The 16,176-nt window shown below is 60.5% G+C and carries 12 protein-coding genes; 6 read left to right on the top strand and 6 right to left on the bottom strand.

Features of this window, described 5'->3' with window-relative positions; genetic code table 11:
* Positions 1-229 precede the first annotated feature (229 nt).
* Together ACFX4T_RS25210 and ACFX4T_RS25205 are read right to left on the bottom strand one after the other, a co-directional pair.
* On the bottom strand, positions 230-1,099 hold the full coding sequence (locus tag ACFX4T_RS25210; protein WP_223948938.1) for an SDR family oxidoreductase: 870 nt from the start codon (positions 1,097-1,099) through the stop codon (positions 230-232).
* Between the two features lie 176 nt (positions 1,100-1,275).
* On the bottom strand, positions 1,276-2,502 hold the full coding sequence (locus ACFX4T_RS25205; protein ID WP_223948939.1) for a cytochrome P450: 1,227 nt from the start codon (positions 2,500-2,502) through the stop codon (positions 1,276-1,278).
* A 372-nt stretch (positions 2,503-2,874) separates the two neighbouring features.
* On the opposite strand from ACFX4T_RS25205, the gene ACFX4T_RS25200 reads away from it, so the two are divergent.
* Positions 2,875-4,416 (top strand): sugar ABC transporter ATP-binding protein, encoded by a 1,542-nt coding sequence (locus ACFX4T_RS25200; RefSeq protein WP_223948940.1) that lies wholly within the window; start codon positions 2,875-2,877, stop codon positions 4,414-4,416.
* Complete coding sequence (locus tag ACFX4T_RS25195) at positions 4,403-5,437, top strand: ABC transporter permease (RefSeq protein WP_377655119.1); 1,035 nt, start codon at positions 4,403-4,405, stop codon at positions 5,435-5,437. Before ACFX4T_RS25200 ends, ACFX4T_RS25195 begins: the two co-directional genes overlap by 14 nt.
* Before the next feature lie 881 nt (positions 5,438-6,318).
* On the opposite strand, the gene ACFX4T_RS25190 is transcribed toward ACFX4T_RS25195, so the two are convergent.
* Complete coding sequence (locus tag ACFX4T_RS25190; protein WP_223948942.1) at positions 6,319-6,846, bottom strand: MarR family winged helix-turn-helix transcriptional regulator; 528 nt, start codon at positions 6,844-6,846, stop codon at positions 6,319-6,321.
* 163 nt (positions 6,847-7,009) lie between these two features.
* On the opposite strand from ACFX4T_RS25190, the gene ACFX4T_RS25185 reads away from it, so the two are divergent.
* From ACFX4T_RS25185 to ACFX4T_RS25170, 4 genes are all read left to right on the top strand, one after another.
* The gene (locus tag ACFX4T_RS25185; RefSeq protein WP_377655117.1) at positions 7,010-7,384 is read left to right on the top strand and encodes a DoxX family protein; all 375 of its coding nucleotides are present in this window, start codon (positions 7,010-7,012) and stop codon (positions 7,382-7,384) included.
* 84 nt (positions 7,385-7,468) lie between these two features.
* Positions 7,469-8,341, top strand: coding sequence for a class III extradiol ring-cleavage dioxygenase (locus ACFX4T_RS25180; protein WP_223948944.1), 873 nt, complete (start codon positions 7,469-7,471; stop codon positions 8,339-8,341).
* A 106-nt stretch (positions 8,342-8,447) separates the two neighbouring features.
* Entirely contained in the window at positions 8,448-9,023 is a 576-nt protein-coding gene (locus ACFX4T_RS25175) for an NADPH-dependent F420 reductase (protein WP_223948945.1), read from the top strand.
* 207 nt (positions 9,024-9,230) lie between these two features.
* The gene (locus ACFX4T_RS25170; RefSeq protein WP_377655115.1) at positions 9,231-9,503 is read left to right on the top strand and encodes a hypothetical protein; all 273 of its coding nucleotides are present in this window, start codon (positions 9,231-9,233) and stop codon (positions 9,501-9,503) included.
* Between the two features lie 34 nt (positions 9,504-9,537).
* On the opposite strand, the gene ACFX4T_RS25165 is transcribed toward ACFX4T_RS25170, so the two are convergent.
* The 3 genes from ACFX4T_RS25165 to ACFX4T_RS25155 all read right to left on the bottom strand — a co-directional run bounded on the left by ACFX4T_RS25165 (position 9,538) and on the right by ACFX4T_RS25155 (position 16,018).
* Positions 9,538-11,685, bottom strand: a complete 2,148-nt coding sequence (locus tag ACFX4T_RS25165) for a glycogen debranching N-terminal domain-containing protein (RefSeq protein WP_223948947.1) — start codon at positions 11,683-11,685, stop codon at positions 9,538-9,540.
* A 2,376-nt stretch (positions 11,686-14,061) separates the two neighbouring features.
* A complete protein-coding gene (locus ACFX4T_RS25160; protein WP_377655113.1) occupies positions 14,062-14,274 on the bottom strand; it encodes a hypothetical protein in 213 nt (70 codons plus the stop codon).
* Positions 14,275-14,311: 37 nt separating this feature from the next.
* Positions 14,312-16,018, bottom strand: coding sequence for a CocE/NonD family hydrolase (locus tag ACFX4T_RS25155; RefSeq protein ID WP_377655111.1), 1,707 nt, complete (start codon positions 16,016-16,018; stop codon positions 14,312-14,314).
* Between the last annotated feature and the right edge of the window lie 158 nt (positions 16,019-16,176).

Below are 16,176 nucleotides of genomic sequence, written 5' to 3'. Positions count from 1 at the left end.
CGCCGTAACGACCAACCGGCGTCCGTGCGCCGCCAACAAGAAAAGCCTCGACCATGAGAACATCCTTCGCGAAGTGAGTGGGGGTCAGAAGCCAATTACTGACCGTTCGTTCTATAAAGATTACACGGGGGTGGCGCACGGTCAATGTAATATCGCGTCACCGCCGCTGGGGCTCCCATGCTGTGCGGACATCCAGGCACTCAAGGCTCCATCTCCTGACCGGGCTGGATTAGGGCAAGACGCTGGCGGCAGCCGAGCGTACGGCCTCGGATAAGGAGGTTGCCTGCCGTCCAATCAGCCTGCGAAGGTCACCGCCGGTAACCAAGAGATCTCCGCGCGCGATGCCCAGGTCGGAATCGGCAAGGATATGCGCGAAAGATTCCGGTACGCCCACACCAGTCAGCAGGCCAATGTAGTCGTCGGCAGGAAGATTCTTGTAGGTAATCGTCTGACCCGAGACCGCGGTGATCTCGGCTGCCAAGTCGTTCATGGTGAACGCTTCATCTCCACCAAGTTCATATACCTTGCCCGCCTGGTTTTCTGCCAACAGGACGGCAGCGGCAGCGTTTGCGTAGTCGGCGCGGGAGGCAGCGCTGACCTTGCCATTTCCAGCGCTGCCCGCCAACGCCCCCTGGGCCAGCGTTACCGACAATTGGCCGGTGTAGTTCTCCAGGTACCAGCTATTCCGTAGGAGTGCGAAGGGGACTCCGGATTCCACGAGGATTGACTCTGTAGCTTGGTGTTCTGCGGCGAGCTTCATGCCAGTTGTGTCGGCGTTCGCGATGCTGGTGTAGGCAAGCAGCTCCACGCCCTCGTCCCCGGCCGCTTCGATAACAGTGCGGTGTTGCTCCACACGCTGGCCGACCTCACTGCTGGAGATCAGCAATATTCTGCTGGCCCCTTTCAACGCTCCAGCGACAGAGGCGGCGTCTTCGTAGTCCAATGATGTGACCTTGACTCCGAGACCGGCGAGATCTGCCAGCTTCCCAATGGAGCGGCCCGCGGCGACGATGCCCCCGGCGGGAACACCGCGGTCCAATAGGGCCTCGATGACGAGGCGACCCAGCTGGCCCGTTGCGCCAGTTATAACGATGCTCATGCGGTCGTTCCTTTCACGGATTCTTGTGGATATTCTGCCCCCAGCGGACTAAGGTCTGGCGGAGCGGGGCCGTGAGCTGGCTGTGCTGTTGATTCGGCTCGTCACTTGGGTTTCGACAAGGCCGAAGAAACAACAGCCAGTGCGGGGCGCTGTCTGCGGCAAAAGCTTCGGTTCTATCACCACGTGACCGGGAGCGTGCGTGTGGCGTAAAGCAGGTCATCTTTGAGCCACTCAAGGTCATCAATGTCCTCTGCGAGTCGAAGACCAGGGTAGCGATTGAAGAGCTTGCTCACGAGAATGCTGACTTCAAGGCGCGCGAGGTGCTGCCCTGGGCACTGGTGCATACCGTAGCCAAACGCAACATGCGGTATGGGCTTGCGTCGGAGATCGAGTTCCGGATGGTCGCCCACCAGTTCCGGATCCCAGTTGGCCGCCAGGAGTGAAACTTGCACGCGTTCACCAGCTTTCAATGACTTCTCGCCAATCTCGAGGTCCTCCGTAATGTATCGCCATTGCGCGGCCGGGGCAGGGGAGAGATAGCGAATGAGCTCGTCGATGTTCGCTTCGGATATCCCGCCTGCTTCCTGCATGATGGCCCGTTGCTCTGCGTTTCGCAGCAGCGTCAAGATGACGAGAGTGCTGAACCTCGCAGTCGTATCGAGGGACGCGGTGATGATGCTAAAGACGAGGCCGCCAGACTCCTCGTCACTAAGAACGTCGGTGTGATCGTGGACCAGCGCGCTTAGAAGGTCGTTGCCTGGATTTTCCCGAGCCTTAGTCACCTTCTCGGCGGTATACGCCTTCAACTCGCTTATGGCGGTCTGAACTTCCCCGGCACTGACTGTCTGGTCTGACTGTTTCCGCGTCCAGTGGTCAATCTTGCTGGCTTCTTCGTACGGTATCCCGAGTAGGTGCGAAACCATCAGAGCCGGAAGCTGGGACGTGTACTCCGCAACGAGATCTATTGGACTGGGTTGTGTTGCAAGTCGGTCCAGCAGTTCGTCGACGATACGCTCAAGCTCGGGCCTCAATTCCTGTACCCGCCTCGGGTTGAGGTGCCTTACGAGCACGGACTTAGCCCGCCTATGCTCCTCGCCTTCTCCGACGAGAAGCATGCCTGGCATTTTTAGCGACTCTTCTTCCGCATGGACGACGATACCCAACCGCGTTCCCGGAGCTCGCAGTACTTCGCGTACTTCCGCATATCGCGTGATAGCCTTCGCATCTTGGACGCCGGAGCCACCGACCATCGGGTCGATGAAGTCGAAAGATGGCCACTCTCCGCTCCGACGAGCCTCGGCGAGCTTGGATGACGGTGCCACTCGGTCGACGGGGTCGCGTTCAATCGGTAGCCGCGGTGGAAACTGTGCTCCCTGACGGGATGCCTTAGTCGCGTTCTTCATGCGCTTCCTTTTCTGGTGGTCTCGATCCCGAAGCACTGAATTGTTGCAGCACTTCGATCGCACTGCACTGTGCCATCGCGATTCTATTCGACCAACCGACCGATTGTCTACGCGAGTGAGCCGATGAAGCTACCCGACGGTTGTTTGATTAAGAATTGGATGCTAACCTGCACGGAGCTTGGTAGGACACAACAGCAAAGGAGCTGCAATGTCACTCAACTGTTATTTCCGCGGCGGCACTGCCTCGTGGCGGCGGCGTCGCATACTGCGGCGAAGAGGCCTACCTTGGCCTATGGCTGGAGCCATGTCAACCGATCACTTGGTTGCTTTCGGAGGGGTGGCGTGATGCACGACGGCGAAACACTCCTGTCAGTGCGCGGTGTATCGAAGATGTATCCGGGCACCCGCGCACTCGACGGTGTCAACCTCGATGTACGCGGAGGGGAGATTCACGCCTTGGTCGGGGGCAACGGATGCGGCAAGTCGACACTCATCAAGATTCTCAGCGGCGTCGTCCAGGCTGACGCGGGTGAGGTGCACATTGCAGGTCACACCATGGAAGCGGCCCGAATGCACCCCCGGTTCGCTCACGACCTCGGCATTAGAGTCGTCCACCAAGACCTTGCAGTGTTTCCGGACCTCAGCGTCGCCGAGAATCTGCGACTCGGCACAGATTACCCGGCAACAGGGTTCGGTCAGGTTCGTTGGCGCGAACTGCATCAGGGCGCTCGCGATGCAATAAGGAAGCTGGACATCGCTGCTCGTCCCACTGACCTTATTCGCGACCTTCCCGTTGCTGTCCGAGCGCAGATCGCGGCGGCACGGGCGATGCGCGGCATGGATGGTCGCCACGGAATCATCATCCTCGATGAACCCACTGCTTCACTGCCCAGGCACGAGGTACACGTCCTCTTCAAAGCAGTGAGACGAATGGCCACAGAGGGTCATGCGGTAGTTTTCGTGAGCCACCGACTGGACGAGGTTCTCGAACTCACGCAGCGCGTCACCGTAATGCGCGATGGAAGGGTTGTCAGCGAACATGCAACTGCCAGCCTCACCGAGCAAGACCTCATCGGGTCAATTCTTGGTGAGCGGTCGACGATGGATCGAACCGAACGGCAGGTAGCCGCAGACCGCCTCGAAATCCACCACCCCGGGCGCGCTCCCGGACCTCTTGTTCTGAAGGTTGCCGATCTCGACGCCGGCCCACTGCGGAACGTAGACCTTGAACTGCGCCCGGGGGAGGTTGTAGGGGTGGCCGGCCTGCTCGGATCCGGCCGGACGGAGCTCTTACGTGCTCTGTACGGGGACCTGCGGCTGGCATCTGGTCGAGTTGAGTTGAACGGACGAAACGTTGCTTTCCGCAACCCGGGTCAGGCGATCGCTGCTGGCGTGATCATGGTCCCGGAGGATCGTGTCAACGGTGGCATATTTCCGAACCTCACCGTCGATGAAAACATGTCGGTGAGCGTACTCGGCAAATATTGGCGTGGCGGTTGGTTCCGTCGAGCCGCGATCGAACGTGACGCCGGCGTCCTCCGAAAGCGATTCAGGGTGAAGACGCCATCCGGGGACGTAGCGATCCGGTCACTGTCTGGAGGGAATCAGCAAAAGATTGTGATGGGTCGGTGGCTTCGCCTCAGCCCAAGCCTGCTACTTCTTGACGAGCCGACCCAGGGTGTCGACGTCGGAGCGAGAGCGGACATCTATTCGGCAGTCCGTGAGGTGGTCGCTGCCGGCGGCGCGGCGCTGATCGTCACATCTGACTTGGAGGAACTCGCACAGGTCGTTGATCGGGCGATCGTGCTGCATGAGGGCCGGATTGTCGCCGAGGTACGGGCGCCTGAGCTGAGTGCGCAGGGGCTGAACGAAGTGATCTACCAACGGGGAGAGGAATCCAGTGTTGTTGTCTGAAGAGGTTGAAGCAAGAAAAGATCCCAAGGACCGGGCCCGACGGAGCCCCGTCAACCTTGCTGAAAGATACGGCCTGGGTGGGCTGCTCGTTCTGATGATACTGGTGTTCGGGTTGGTAGCTCCAACCTCGAGGCTTTTCTTCTCGGCACCCAACATCCAGAATATTCTCGCCAACCAATCAGTGGCAGGTCTCATCGCCCTGGCCATGGTCATCACGCTCGTTGCGGGATACTTCGACATCTCCGTCGCTGCCATTGCGGGGATTTCCAGCGTGACGATGGCCTCCCTACTCGCCTCCAATCAGGTACCCCTCTGGATGGCAATGCTGGTGTCCGTACTCTTTGCTCTGGTTGCTGGCGTGATAAACGCCGCGCTCATCACGGCATTGGATCTGGATCCGTTCATCGTGACTCTCGGGACGTACGTTCTGATTAACGGGATTCTGCTCGCTTTCACGGGAGGCAGGGTGGTTCAGGGTGTCCCCGCGGAGATCGGAACCTGGGGTGCTGGACAGTGGCTCGGGATCGCCCGCCCCTTCTGGCTGCTTCTACTTGCCGCAACGATCGTCTGGTACTTGCTGAATCAGACCCCGTTTGGCCGAAGGCTCGCCGCCATCGGCTCCAACAGGAGTGCCGCGGGGCTCGCGGGTATCGGCGTCAAACGGCATGTCTTCATCGCCTACATGCTAGGTGCCCTGGTGGCTGGTTTCGCTGGAGTCTTACTCACTGTGAGATCGGGTTCTGCCGATGCCGCTTCAGCACCCAGCTTTCTATTCCCTGCCCTCGCTGCTGTATTCCTCGGCCAGACCACCATCAAGCCCGGATATCCGAACGTCGTCGGTACGATGATCGGCGTCTTTTTCGTCGCCATCGCAGTCAACGGCTTCACGCTCCTCGGCGCCCAGAACTGGATCACTCAGGTATTCAATGGCGGCGTTCTCGTACTTGCTGTCGTTTTCTCGAAAGTCATGGTGAGGGTACGCGATAGAAACGCAAAGAAGGGAAACGGAGAGGCTACCTGATCCCGATGGCGGGCTCTTAAGGCTGAGGCTGTAGCGATGCCCTGACTGAATTCCAACGGCGGCTCACGATGGAATGTCCAAAAAGTCACTAGGAAGAGAACAGATTGGAAGCACAATGCGATTCACAAGGACACGAACAGAAGTCGTTTGCTCATCTCGGGAGGTAGATTCGGGGTGGGATAACGCATCGGGATTCGCGAGAGAGGCCTATCCGAGACAGCTAGTTGTCTCCCCCTGGGTAGGAATGCACTATGCAGATGAATACTGTTCGAAGCGCAGCCCGAATGACCACGTTGTAGCCCAACCACCCACCCCTGCACGATGAGGTGACACGGTCAAGCCGTCCTGGCTATTCGATACCCGGGCACCGGACATTCGCCAAGGAAGCGCTCCGTCCCTTCAGCGGCACGATACCGCAGCCGGGCTCGTGCGGACCGGGTCCGGGCGGGTGCCGGGAGCGAGCGGCATCCGCAGCCGCCGTTCGGATATCAGCACGTAAATTGTGAAAATGCGCAAAACCAGGGCGTCGAGCCCTCGGCTCCCGGAGTCACCGGACAGCTGTTCATGTCTTACTGAAGTGCACGAGGAGTAAACGGTGGACCTTCACCTGCAACCGGATTGGCAACGCACTGTCGGGCAGCGTGTAGAAATTTGGAAGGGCGGTAAATTGGTCCGTAAAGGCACGGTCGAGGCCGTCATGCCGGACGATTCGTTTCTTTGGATTTCTACAGAAGGCGCCTCACTGAGGCAGATGGTGTTCCGTCTTGACGGATACGAGGTTTTCTCGAACTGCCTGCTCCCGCGTGCCCCTGCCAGCGACAACGAAAATTTCGGGAGTGAGATCCCGTCTGCAGCCGCGATGCCACGAAGGTCGTAGGTAACTACCGGAGGCAACGATCTTCGGGGTCAACCGTGATCATGATGCGGCGGCTGAGCTCGTTAAGGCGCTTCAGTTGGGCCTTAGTGAGCGGGTCGAATACGAGCCGGCGTACTTCTTCAACATGTCCGGGCGCTGTTTCAACCACCTTTTCCCACCCTTCGTCAGTGAGGGAAGCCAGAGTGGAACGTCCGTCGGTGGGGTCAGCTGTTCGTGTAACCCAGCCCCGCTTTTCGAGTCGTCCAACGACTTGGGAGAGGCGGGGCAGGCCAGATTCGGCCATGACAGCCAGGCTACCCATCCTAAGTGTGCGCCCCGGCGATTCGGAGAGGGTGGACATGACGATGTAGTCGAAATGACTGATGCCGGCTTGGTGCTGCAGCTGGGCATCCAGTGCTCCGGGAAGCCGCAGAAGGACGCTGGCGAAAGCAAACCATGTGGCGCGTTCCTCCTCATTCAGCCAGCGGGGCGCGGACGGTGGACTGCCCCCTGCTCCGGGATCGGGCACTTTAGTATTGGCTGACGTTTCCATAGCCCGATTGTACCAACCCATCGGTTCAGCCTTGAACTAAAAGAATTGAAATCTACTTGCATCTTGAAGCAAGTCTGCTTACAGTTTACTTCAATCGTGAAGAGAATTGACCAAGTGTCGGAAGGTCACGCCGCCGGCATCCACGCAGCAAAGGATACCCATCGTGAACATCACCCTCTGGATTATCGCTTCCCTCCTGGCCCTGGCCTTCCTTGCCGCCGGTGGCATGAAAATTTTCCAGCCACGGGAAAAGCTGGCCGCCTCTGGCATGGGTTGGACCGAGGACTCAAAATCCGTCACGATCAAGGCCATCGGGCTCGCCGAAATTCTGGGGGCCGTGGGCCTGATACTTCCCGCGGCCACCGGTATCGCAGGTTACTTGGTTCCCTTGGCTGCGACGGGGTTGGCCATCGTGATGGTCGGCGCAGTAACCACCCACCTCAAACGGAGCGAGAAGTCGATGGCACTCGTCAATGTTGTCCTCTCCGTTCTTGCCCTGGTTGTGGCCGTTGGACGCTTTGGTGCCGGGGCCTTCTAGCACCACCACCCCCGGCAGTACCGGGCCGCCTCTCCGCCAGCGCCCTCCCGCCCCAGCAGCGGATCCGTGAAGGAAACCCTTGTCATGACCAACACCACTGACCTGTTCAATCCGGCCGTTCCGGCCGGTGCTTACGATGACCTGCTCAAACGTGTCCTGCCCTTGGCGAAGGCGCAGAAATCGTGGCAGCCCGACGACGGGCCGCTCCCGTCGCTGTTCGTCAGTCACGGCGCCCCTCCCACCCTGGACGACCCGGAATGGCTCAACGACCTCTTCACCTGGTCCCAGAGTATGCCCAAGCCCCGCGCGATCGTCATCGTCTCCGCACACTGGGAAAACGCGCCCATGGCCATCACCGGTGCCGCGGCCGGGACGCCCCTGTATTACGACTTCGGCGGTTTTCACCCCCGCTACTACACGTTGAAGTACGCCACCCCGGACGCAACCGCGCTGGCCCGGCGTATTTCTGCAACACTGTCCGACAGGACCACCATCCATCACTACGCCAACCGCGGACTGGACCACGGAGCGTTTGTTCCGCTTATGGCCATGTACCCGGCCGCAGACGTTCCGGTCGTGCAGCTCAGCATGCCCAGCCTTGCCCCCGAAGCCCTCCTCAAGCTCGGCCAGCGACTCAAACATCTTCGCGAAGAGGGTGTCCTGATCATAGGGTCCGGTTTCATGACCCATAGCTTCGAGGCTATGCGTCGGCCCGCCCTCGTCGGGTATATGGAGGCGTTCGACGAGTGGGCCAACAACGCCCTCACGAGCGGGGACGTTGACGCGCTTACCGATTACGCGACCAAAGGTCCCGGTGCACGCATCGCGCACCCGACCGCGGACCATTTCGTCCCACTGCTCCTGACGCTCGGAGCCGCTACCGACCCAAAAAGCGTCACCACCACCATCGACCGCATGCGCTTCGGCAACTCCATACGCTCGCTCCAAGTCGCATGAACCGGAGCTTCAAACCTTTTGACCAGGGCCGGGCGCTGCCTAACCCGTCCCCGACAGCCATCACAACCAGACACTCAAAGAGTGCGGATACCAAGAGGAGATCGTCATGACCCGCATCAGCATTCTCGGAACCGGCAACATGGGCAAGGCCATCGCGGCCATCGCCGAAAAGGGTGGCAACACCGTCCAAGCCCTCAACAGCAAGGACACAGATCAGCCCGTCACCGGCGACATCGTCATCCTCGCCGTGCCCTATCCCGCGATCAATGAAGTCCTTGCACTGCGCGCCGGACAGCTCTCCGGCCGCACCGTCGTCGACATTACCAACCCGGTGAACTTCGAGACCTTCGACTCCCTCACCGTCCCGGCAGACTCCTCCGCAGCTGCGGAACTAGCCGCAGCACTCCCGCAGTCCAGGGTCCTGAAGGCCTTCAACACCATCTTGGCCCCCACCCTCGCCATGGGCAGGGTCGGGGACCAGCTCACCACCGTGCTCATAGCAGGCGACGATGCCGACGCCAAGACTGCACTCACCGACGTCGTCACCGCCGGCGGCCTCCGTAGCATAGACGCAGGTTCCTTGCGCCGCGCCCGCGAACTTGAAGCACTTGGCTTCCTGCAGATCACCCTGGCCGTTTCCGAACAGGTCGGCTGGACCGGCGGCTTTGCTGTTGTCAAGTAGCACCCAGTGTTCCCGAATTGGCCTCACTGGAGTAGGACACAGGTACGGCCACCGAGCGGAGGTAAGAGAGGCAAACATGCCACCGACCTTGGACCCGCAGAGGGCGTCCATAGCTGCAACAGCAGGTTCCGGCACCTCAGTGCCGTATCGGGGCACCCTGAAGCAACGCCTGGAGCGGCGAATACCGCCGACCGTAGAGATCAAATCGTGAATTCGAAACCAGGCGCTCTCCGGCGAATTGACGATTGGACTTCCGTTAACGGCGCCGCAGCTGAAATCCTCCTAAAGGGTCGAACGATGGCGCGCGGCGTCATCGACGGTGTCACAAGCGATGGCGCCATTGCGTGGGTTTACGACGACACGGGGAGACGGAGACTGTATGAACGGTGCGAGTCTTTCGAAATATGGGTAACTCCTGAAGATGTTGGCCTGAACTACAAAGTGAATCAGGCGCTCATGTACCTGCCGGCACCCTACTGAATCCGGACAGACGAACGGCCTCCGAAGTGGAGGCTTATGCCTTTCGGCGCTGTTCCACGAGGTCGGCCGCCCACGGCCGGATGCCGTGGTGCAAGACCATCCCTTGCGGCAACCCCTGAATAGTAGCCGTGGAACCGGAAATGTCGATGGTGATGCGACTGCCGGCCATTGGTGCATTGGTGATATGCAGTCCACCGTAGGATTCCGGGAGCACAGGATCCATCCAAAGACTGCCGCGGGCGACGTCGGCGTAGTAACCCATGAGGCTTTTCACCAAGAGGATCGGGGTTGTGGCGGCCCAGGCCTGCGGCGAGCACGCGGTGGGATAGGGTACGGGTTCGTCAAGGACCTCTCGGCTGAAGCCGCAGAACAATTCCGGAAGTCTTCCCTCTGAGTATTGTGCTGCCTCCAGCAGCGCTGTGGAGATGCGCTGCGCCTGTTCCACAAAGCCATAGCGGAGAAGACCGGCCGCGATGATCGCATTGTCGTGGGGCCAGACCGACCCGTTGTGGTAGCTTGCGGGGTTATAGGCCCCCATGTCGGTTGCCAGGGTACGCACCCCCCAGCCACTGAACATTTCGGGGGACATTAGACGTTCCGCTACTAGTGGTGCCTTATCTTTGTCGACGATGCCGAACCAAAGGCATTGCCCCATGTTGGACGCGCATGCATCGACCGGCCGCTTTCGGCCGTCCAGTGCGATGGCATAGTAACCGCGATCGGGCAGCCAGAACTGTTCGTTAAACTGCCGCTTCAGCCGCGCCGCCCGCTCTCGATACTCTTCGGCCAGTGCCATGTCACCGGCGTCGTAGGCGATCATGGAGCGACTCAGATATGCGCTATAGACGTAAGCCTGCACCTCGCACAGCGCGATAGGTGGCTCGGCCAGACTGCCGTCAGCGAAGTTGATACCGTCCCAGGAGTCCTTCCATCCTTGGTTGATGAGTCCCCGGTCATTGAGCCGCGAATACTCGACGAAACCGTCACCGTCTTTGTCGCCGTAGTCGCGGATCCAGTCCAGTGCCCGGTCCGCATGTGGCAGGAGTGCGGAAATGGTCTCCGCGGCAAAACCCCAGCGGCCCACTTCCCCCAGCACGGTCACGAAGAGCGGGGTGGCGTCCACGCTGCCGTAGTAGGCGGATTTCCCACCCAGAGCCAGTCCGCTGGAGACATCGAGCCTGACCTCGTGCAGGATCTTGCCGGGTTCTTCCTCGCTTATTGGGTCCACGACGCGACCTTGACGGTCGGCCAGCGTCTGGATGGTGCCAAGGGCCAAGGACGGATCCACGGGCAGTGCCATAAGGGAGGCCAAAAGTGCGTCCCGTCCGAACAGCGCCATGAACCAGGGGGCGCCTGCAGCTACCACGTTCCGATCAGGGTGGTCAGGGTCCTCAATGCGAAGTGCGCCCAGATCGTCGTAGCTGCGCCGCAGGGTCCGTTCGATGGAGCTGTTGCCCATGTGCAGCACGGGAATCTTGGATACCCACTCATGTCGGCGCACGTCTTGCGGAGACATTTCGCCCTCATGCGGACGAACGAACGGTGCCATCGGGCCCGTCCCGTCGGAGGTAGGCACCACGCTCACGGTCGTGCTCCATTCCCCATGCGGCGGGACAACAGAATGATAGCTAAGGCCTTCAGGTGCCACGTCGGCTCCAATGGCCGACACTACGACGCCCTTCCTCACGTCCTGCCAGAGGGCCTGGATCGTCAGCGATTCGGGATCTGCTTCGCGGGATTCGCTCCAGCGGCGCTGGGTTTTGGCCTCCTTTACCTCGAAAAGGTCCGCGAAGTCCGCTTCGACCCAGAGGGAAACCACGCAATCAACACTGATGTTTCCGTAGTTTCGGACAGTTATCTGCTCCAGAATCCCGACACCTACCTCGCGAAGCCGTTCAACGATCAGCGGGCTGTCAGAGTACCCGTCCGATCGGACTACGCGACCGACAAACAGGGCCCGGTATGGCTCAGTCGTATTCGCGGCCAGTGGCTCCAATGGTTGACTGTTCACGGTCAGGTTCCAGCGGGACAGGATGCGGGTGTCCTCGAAGAAAACCCCGTGCGGGTAATCCGGATGGATGTCCCCGTTCGCCGTGGAGATACAGAAAGACGAGCCCTCCACCAAGGTGACTGTCCCGGGCCCTAGGGGCCCAGCAACGGTGTCCACATTCCATCCAGTCATCCCAAGCTCCTAAAGGATTGACTTAACGGCTCACCACGGACCTGCACAAGGTACCGCGTCAACGTGACTTTGCCGCCGTCGATTGTCCAATCGACGCTACGCCTGTGTGTTCATTGATGCCAGCACCACTCAGCCAGCTTTCGCCCCATATTTCAACGCTTGCCATGACTGCCGTGGGTCTGCTGGTCCTGCGCCGTGAGAGCCGCCGAGGAGGTTCAAGAAGGAGCGTGCCGGCGCGGGTGGGGACCTTGGCCGTTGTCCTCGCGAGCCGGAGCGTAGGGCGGGTGACTCTTCATGCCCACAGCCTTTTTGGCGCACCTCGAACGAAGGCTGCGGCGACGCGGCGAAAGGTCATGTCGCTCGTGCTTAGGTACAGCATGAATGTCTGAAGGAGGAAAGTGATGAAGTCTAGTTGCCCAGTGTGTTGCGGTTGGATCGCCGCCAGCCTGCCCTTGTCCGTGATTCCTGAGGCCGTTCGCCGGGCAGTTCGGCATGTCTCGCGCTGCCCAGCAAACGGGCAAATAAGAAAGTGTGCACGATGTGCACACCTTTCGCCTCGGACTGCTCCGTACAACCGCCGGACTGGCCCGGATTCCGCATGTTTCCGCCACTTCCCAGTATCCACAAGGCCAAGAATCGCGTTCGAGTCCCACCTCGGGCACGGCATAACCCCTCGTCAGAGGGGTTTTTGCTTTAACGTGTGTACAAAGCTTGACATCTGTCTCTGATTGGGATGCCCGGCTCGTGCCTGGCCGCCGGGTGCGGCCTGTTCAGTTTGGGTGGGGGAGCGGGGTCAGCGTCCTGGCTGGTGGGCGCTCCGCTGGCTCTCAGTTGGTGTCACGCGGATTCCTCCTTCGGTTCTGTTCGGTAGGTCCGTGGTGGCCTACACCTGTTCATGGGGTCCGGGATTTGGCACGACATGACTTCGAGAGATTTCTGTTTCGTCGATCCCTGCCATGCGATTTCCGTCCCGTCACGGCGCCGAAGAGTCGCTTTGTCCGGCCAAAGGGGGTGTGCACAGTGTGCACACTTAAGTCTGCTTTTTGACCGATCATGGCCGACTCACTTCCAGCGTCTCTTTGCCGTCACTCATCCATATCTGTCGACGGGGCGGAGCGACATGACCACCGCTCAGGAACTGAATGAACGACGTATACGGGCTCCGAGGGCACCATCCGGTAAGCGCGGAATGATCTGTGTGCGTGGAAAGCGCTGCCACTCGGACAGTTCCACGCCAGAGGTGTGAAGGAAGTAGTGACGGATCGTCAGGTGAGATAGCGGTGGCGGTCGGGCAAGCTTACTGGTAGCGACGCTGTCACCGATCTGTCAACAACGTGGATTTTGGACGGGAGTGGCCCAGGATGTGGCTCAAGAGGTGGTAGGTATCGGAAGCCTCGCAGTTCACGGGTCATCTCGCCAGAAGTCTTCAGAGGTGGCTGAGCTCATGAGGCGATTCGTAGCAGGCTGCTGCGCGATCGCTCGAATCACCTCGCCTCGTTAGGGAGGAGGCCTCCCTGACCCGTCTAAACCCTCCAGCAATTCGGGCCAAACGCCGATATGCCCCCATATATGGGCGTATATTCCCTAAGCCCTCGCTGGTTGGATAGGCAAATGAGATGCAACTCCGAATTGCTCCACAGTGCGTGTCCCCGTTGCCAGTCGAGGGAGCGATGACTGTTCCAGTGCCCAGCAATCGTTGTCGTAGAATCTCCGGTCTCTGTTTGGTGGGAGCCCTAAGCGGAAACCGGAGTATCCCGGATTCCTTGCCGTTCACCACCCCACCGGCGTACGGCGTAACCTAACGAGCCTGTCCGGCGATGCCATGGTGGTGAAGATAATTGCTGCGCTCATGAACAGTAGCTGTGCTTGGATCGTCAGTATGCCGGGTTGGCGATAAGGGTTGTTCCGCCAGCCGGACAGTGGGGGTTCCGGGCGACGTCAGCGCGAGAGTGTTCAAGGCCACTCACAGAGCGTCGGCCAGGAGGTGCGTTGGGGTCAGGCCAGGGTTGGGAACTGATAGGGCGTCCTGCAACCGGAAGGCGCAGAGGCAAACGATGCCAGCTAGAAGTCTGATTCCGTGTCCTATAAAGGCGTTGGAGGGCCGGGGAGGTTCCTCTTGAGGGGATTCGAAGATGCGCGATGCCGTTGGACCCAGGCTGGGGAACAGCCACTGGCTATGTAAAACCATCCCGATGGCGCCGCTGGCTGGACTCGAGGTCGTGATGCCGGCTTCGATCGCTCGGAGGTATTGTGCCAACACAAATGCGGAAAGGTATTTGCGTCTGGGGGCGTGGAAAGTCGCGGTGTAGAGCGCGCACATCGTGACCGAGCCCGGGCTTGGCTAGCAGTCCTTCGAGAAAATGGGACCGATGCCGCTTACTGGCGGAACGTACCTTCTCGCCAAAGGGCAAGATTGAAACCAGCTCCCGAGGCGAAGCTGTTCACGGCGCCCACGACCGGCTTCTGCAAATTCGACAGGCCTTCGGTAATCTGGCGGCCGTACGTCAGCACCTGGTTCATCTCAGCCGGACTGCGTTGCCCCCATACCCCGAATAAGTGGTGATCATAAGGGCCGGTGGGGGCGGACACTGCACCACCTAACCGACGCAGTGCCCGCACACGTCACCTAGGTGCCGGAAGCTCGAATCTCTTCTGCTGAGACGATGGGGAGTTCGATGTACGACTGACGGATAGCGTCATGGTAGAGCCGCTGGTGTGCGGTGACAAACTCCGTCCCGGCCTGGTCTCCGGTGTTGAGATTCCTATCCCACCGGGGGAAGCAACTGTTGGTGATCTGCACCCTGATCCTGTGTCCGGCCAAGAACACGTTGCTTGTTGACCACAGGTCGATCTCGATCTCCTGGTCCTTATCGGCGCCGTTTTCTATGCGGAGGATGCCGTCGGTCAGGTTCAGGGACCGCCCGTCGGGGTCTACGTCGCACAGGCGGGCGACCCAGTCCGCCGACGGCGCTGAGCTCGCAGCGTGGAGCCGTACCCGGATCGGCCCTGTCACCTCGAGGTCCTCCTGGAGAATCTCGGAGGAGAAGACGAGCACATCTGGCCGTGACTCTACCAGCGCTTGGTCATGGGGGCCGCGTCCTGGTGTGAGGGCCATTGGCCCGCCATAGGTGGGGACCGGGTCGGCGGGGTCGTAGTCGATCTCGCTGGGCACTGCATCTCCTGCGGGTGTGGCGGTGCTCATGCTGCCGTCTGCATGGAAGTGCCAGCGCTCGGTGCGGGAACGTTGGAGAGGCCAGGTTTCCTCGTCGCGCCACTCATTGCGTCCCATCACAAATATCCGTACCGGCGCGGAGGTCCTTGCAGGTGCATCATCGGTGAGGTGGCCGCGGAGAAACGCCAGCACCTCATCGCTCCAGCGCCCATTCGGATGGGCCCCAGCGTCCCGGCTGGACATGATGCCGAAGTCCTGCGCGCCGATCCGCTTGCCGAAGTCTTCGTGCGTCCATGGGCCGATGATCAGCCGCGACTCTCGGCCGAGGTCGCGCATTGCTGTGAAGTTGTCGATGGTTCCCTGCAAGCAGGTGTCGTACCAGCCGCCAGTGTGCAGGCTGGGGACCTGGACGCGCGGATGGCCGCCGGCCACACGCATGTGCTGAGTGGCCTCCACATCAGTGGCTGCGTTCGGCTCCACAAACATGGGCGTGCCATGCCGACGAAGCACGGGCAGCTCGGCGACCGGCAGTCCCCAGTAGCCGTCTTTTTCGAGGCTGTTGAGGTCTTCAACCAGGGCGGCGACCCGGGCGGCCATCTCTTCGTCAGTCAGTCCTTGACGCGTCAACCAGTCAAAGCCGGCCGCCAGTGACCACGACGTTATGCCCGATATTTGCGTGGCACCACCCCGGGCTACGAGGGCTTCAACCGGGTCCGTCCAGGTCATCAGGGGCGTGATCGCCTTCAACGCCGGCGGCTGCTGGAGCGCGGCCTGCCATTGCGTGTTCCCGCAGTAACTGCCGCCGAGCATGCCGACCCGGCCGCTGGATCCGTCGAGCTGGGCGGCCCACGCAATGGTGTCGAAGCCGTCGGCGCCCTCGTGGCGCAGCGGCTCCCAATCGCCGTCTGAGGCGTAGCGTCCGCGGACATCCTGGATTACCATGATGAACCCCTTGCGTGCCACTTCTGTTGGTGAGAAACCATTCCAGAGGTTGTCTGCGGCGCCGCCCTTGTTGTAAGGAGTGCGCACGACCAAGGTAGGCCAGGGCCCTGCACCGGAAGGCCGGTACACGTCAGCCCGCAGCACGACACCGTCGCGCATCCGCGCCGGTACATCAAAATCCACCGTCGCAGACGCCGTCGTGTCAATCTTTGAGTTCATTGCACTGCTCATTTCCTGTGCTTTCGCGTCCGGGGTCATTTGTCTTCAATCTGGTCGTGGAAGATCCATCGGAGTGTCTCCGGAAACACCGCGCCGGCGTGCCCGAGGGTGTGCCCGGCCGTTCCGAACACGAACATCGAATCGTAGCGGCGATACTT

It is taken from the genome of Paenarthrobacter sp. YIM B13468, assembly GCF_042788025.1.
GTDB lineage: Bacteria > Actinomycetota > Actinomycetes > Actinomycetales > Micrococcaceae > Arthrobacter > Arthrobacter aromaticivorans.
This window is presented reverse-complemented; position numbering and strand designations above follow the sequence as displayed.

Excerpts from the sequence above, each read along its gene's own strand:
- ACFX4T_RS25210 (WP_223948938.1), bottom strand. The coding sequence starts at position 1,099 with ATGAGCATCGTTATAACTGGCGCAACGGGCCAGCTGGGTCGCCTCGTC.
- ACFX4T_RS25205 (WP_223948939.1), bottom strand. The coding sequence starts at position 2,502 with ATGAAGAACGCGACTAAGGCATCCCGTCAGGGAGCACAGTTTCCACCG.
- ACFX4T_RS25190 (WP_223948942.1), bottom strand. The coding sequence starts at position 6,846 with ATGGAAACGTCAGCCAATACTAAAGTGCCCGATCCCGGAGCAGGGGGC.
- ACFX4T_RS25180 (WP_223948944.1), top strand. The coding sequence starts at position 7,469 with ATGACCAACACCACTGACCTGTTCAATCCGGCCGTTCCGGCCGGTGCT.
- ACFX4T_RS25175 (WP_223948945.1), top strand. The coding sequence starts at position 8,448 with ATGACCCGCATCAGCATTCTCGGAACCGGCAACATGGGCAAGGCCATC.
- ACFX4T_RS25165 (WP_223948947.1), bottom strand. The coding sequence starts at position 11,685 with ATGACTGGATGGAATGTGGACACCGTTGCTGGGCCCCTAGGGCCCGGG.
- ACFX4T_RS25155 (WP_377655111.1), bottom strand. The coding sequence starts at position 16,018 with ATGAACTCAAAGATTGACACGACGGCGTCTGCGACGGTGGATTTTGAT.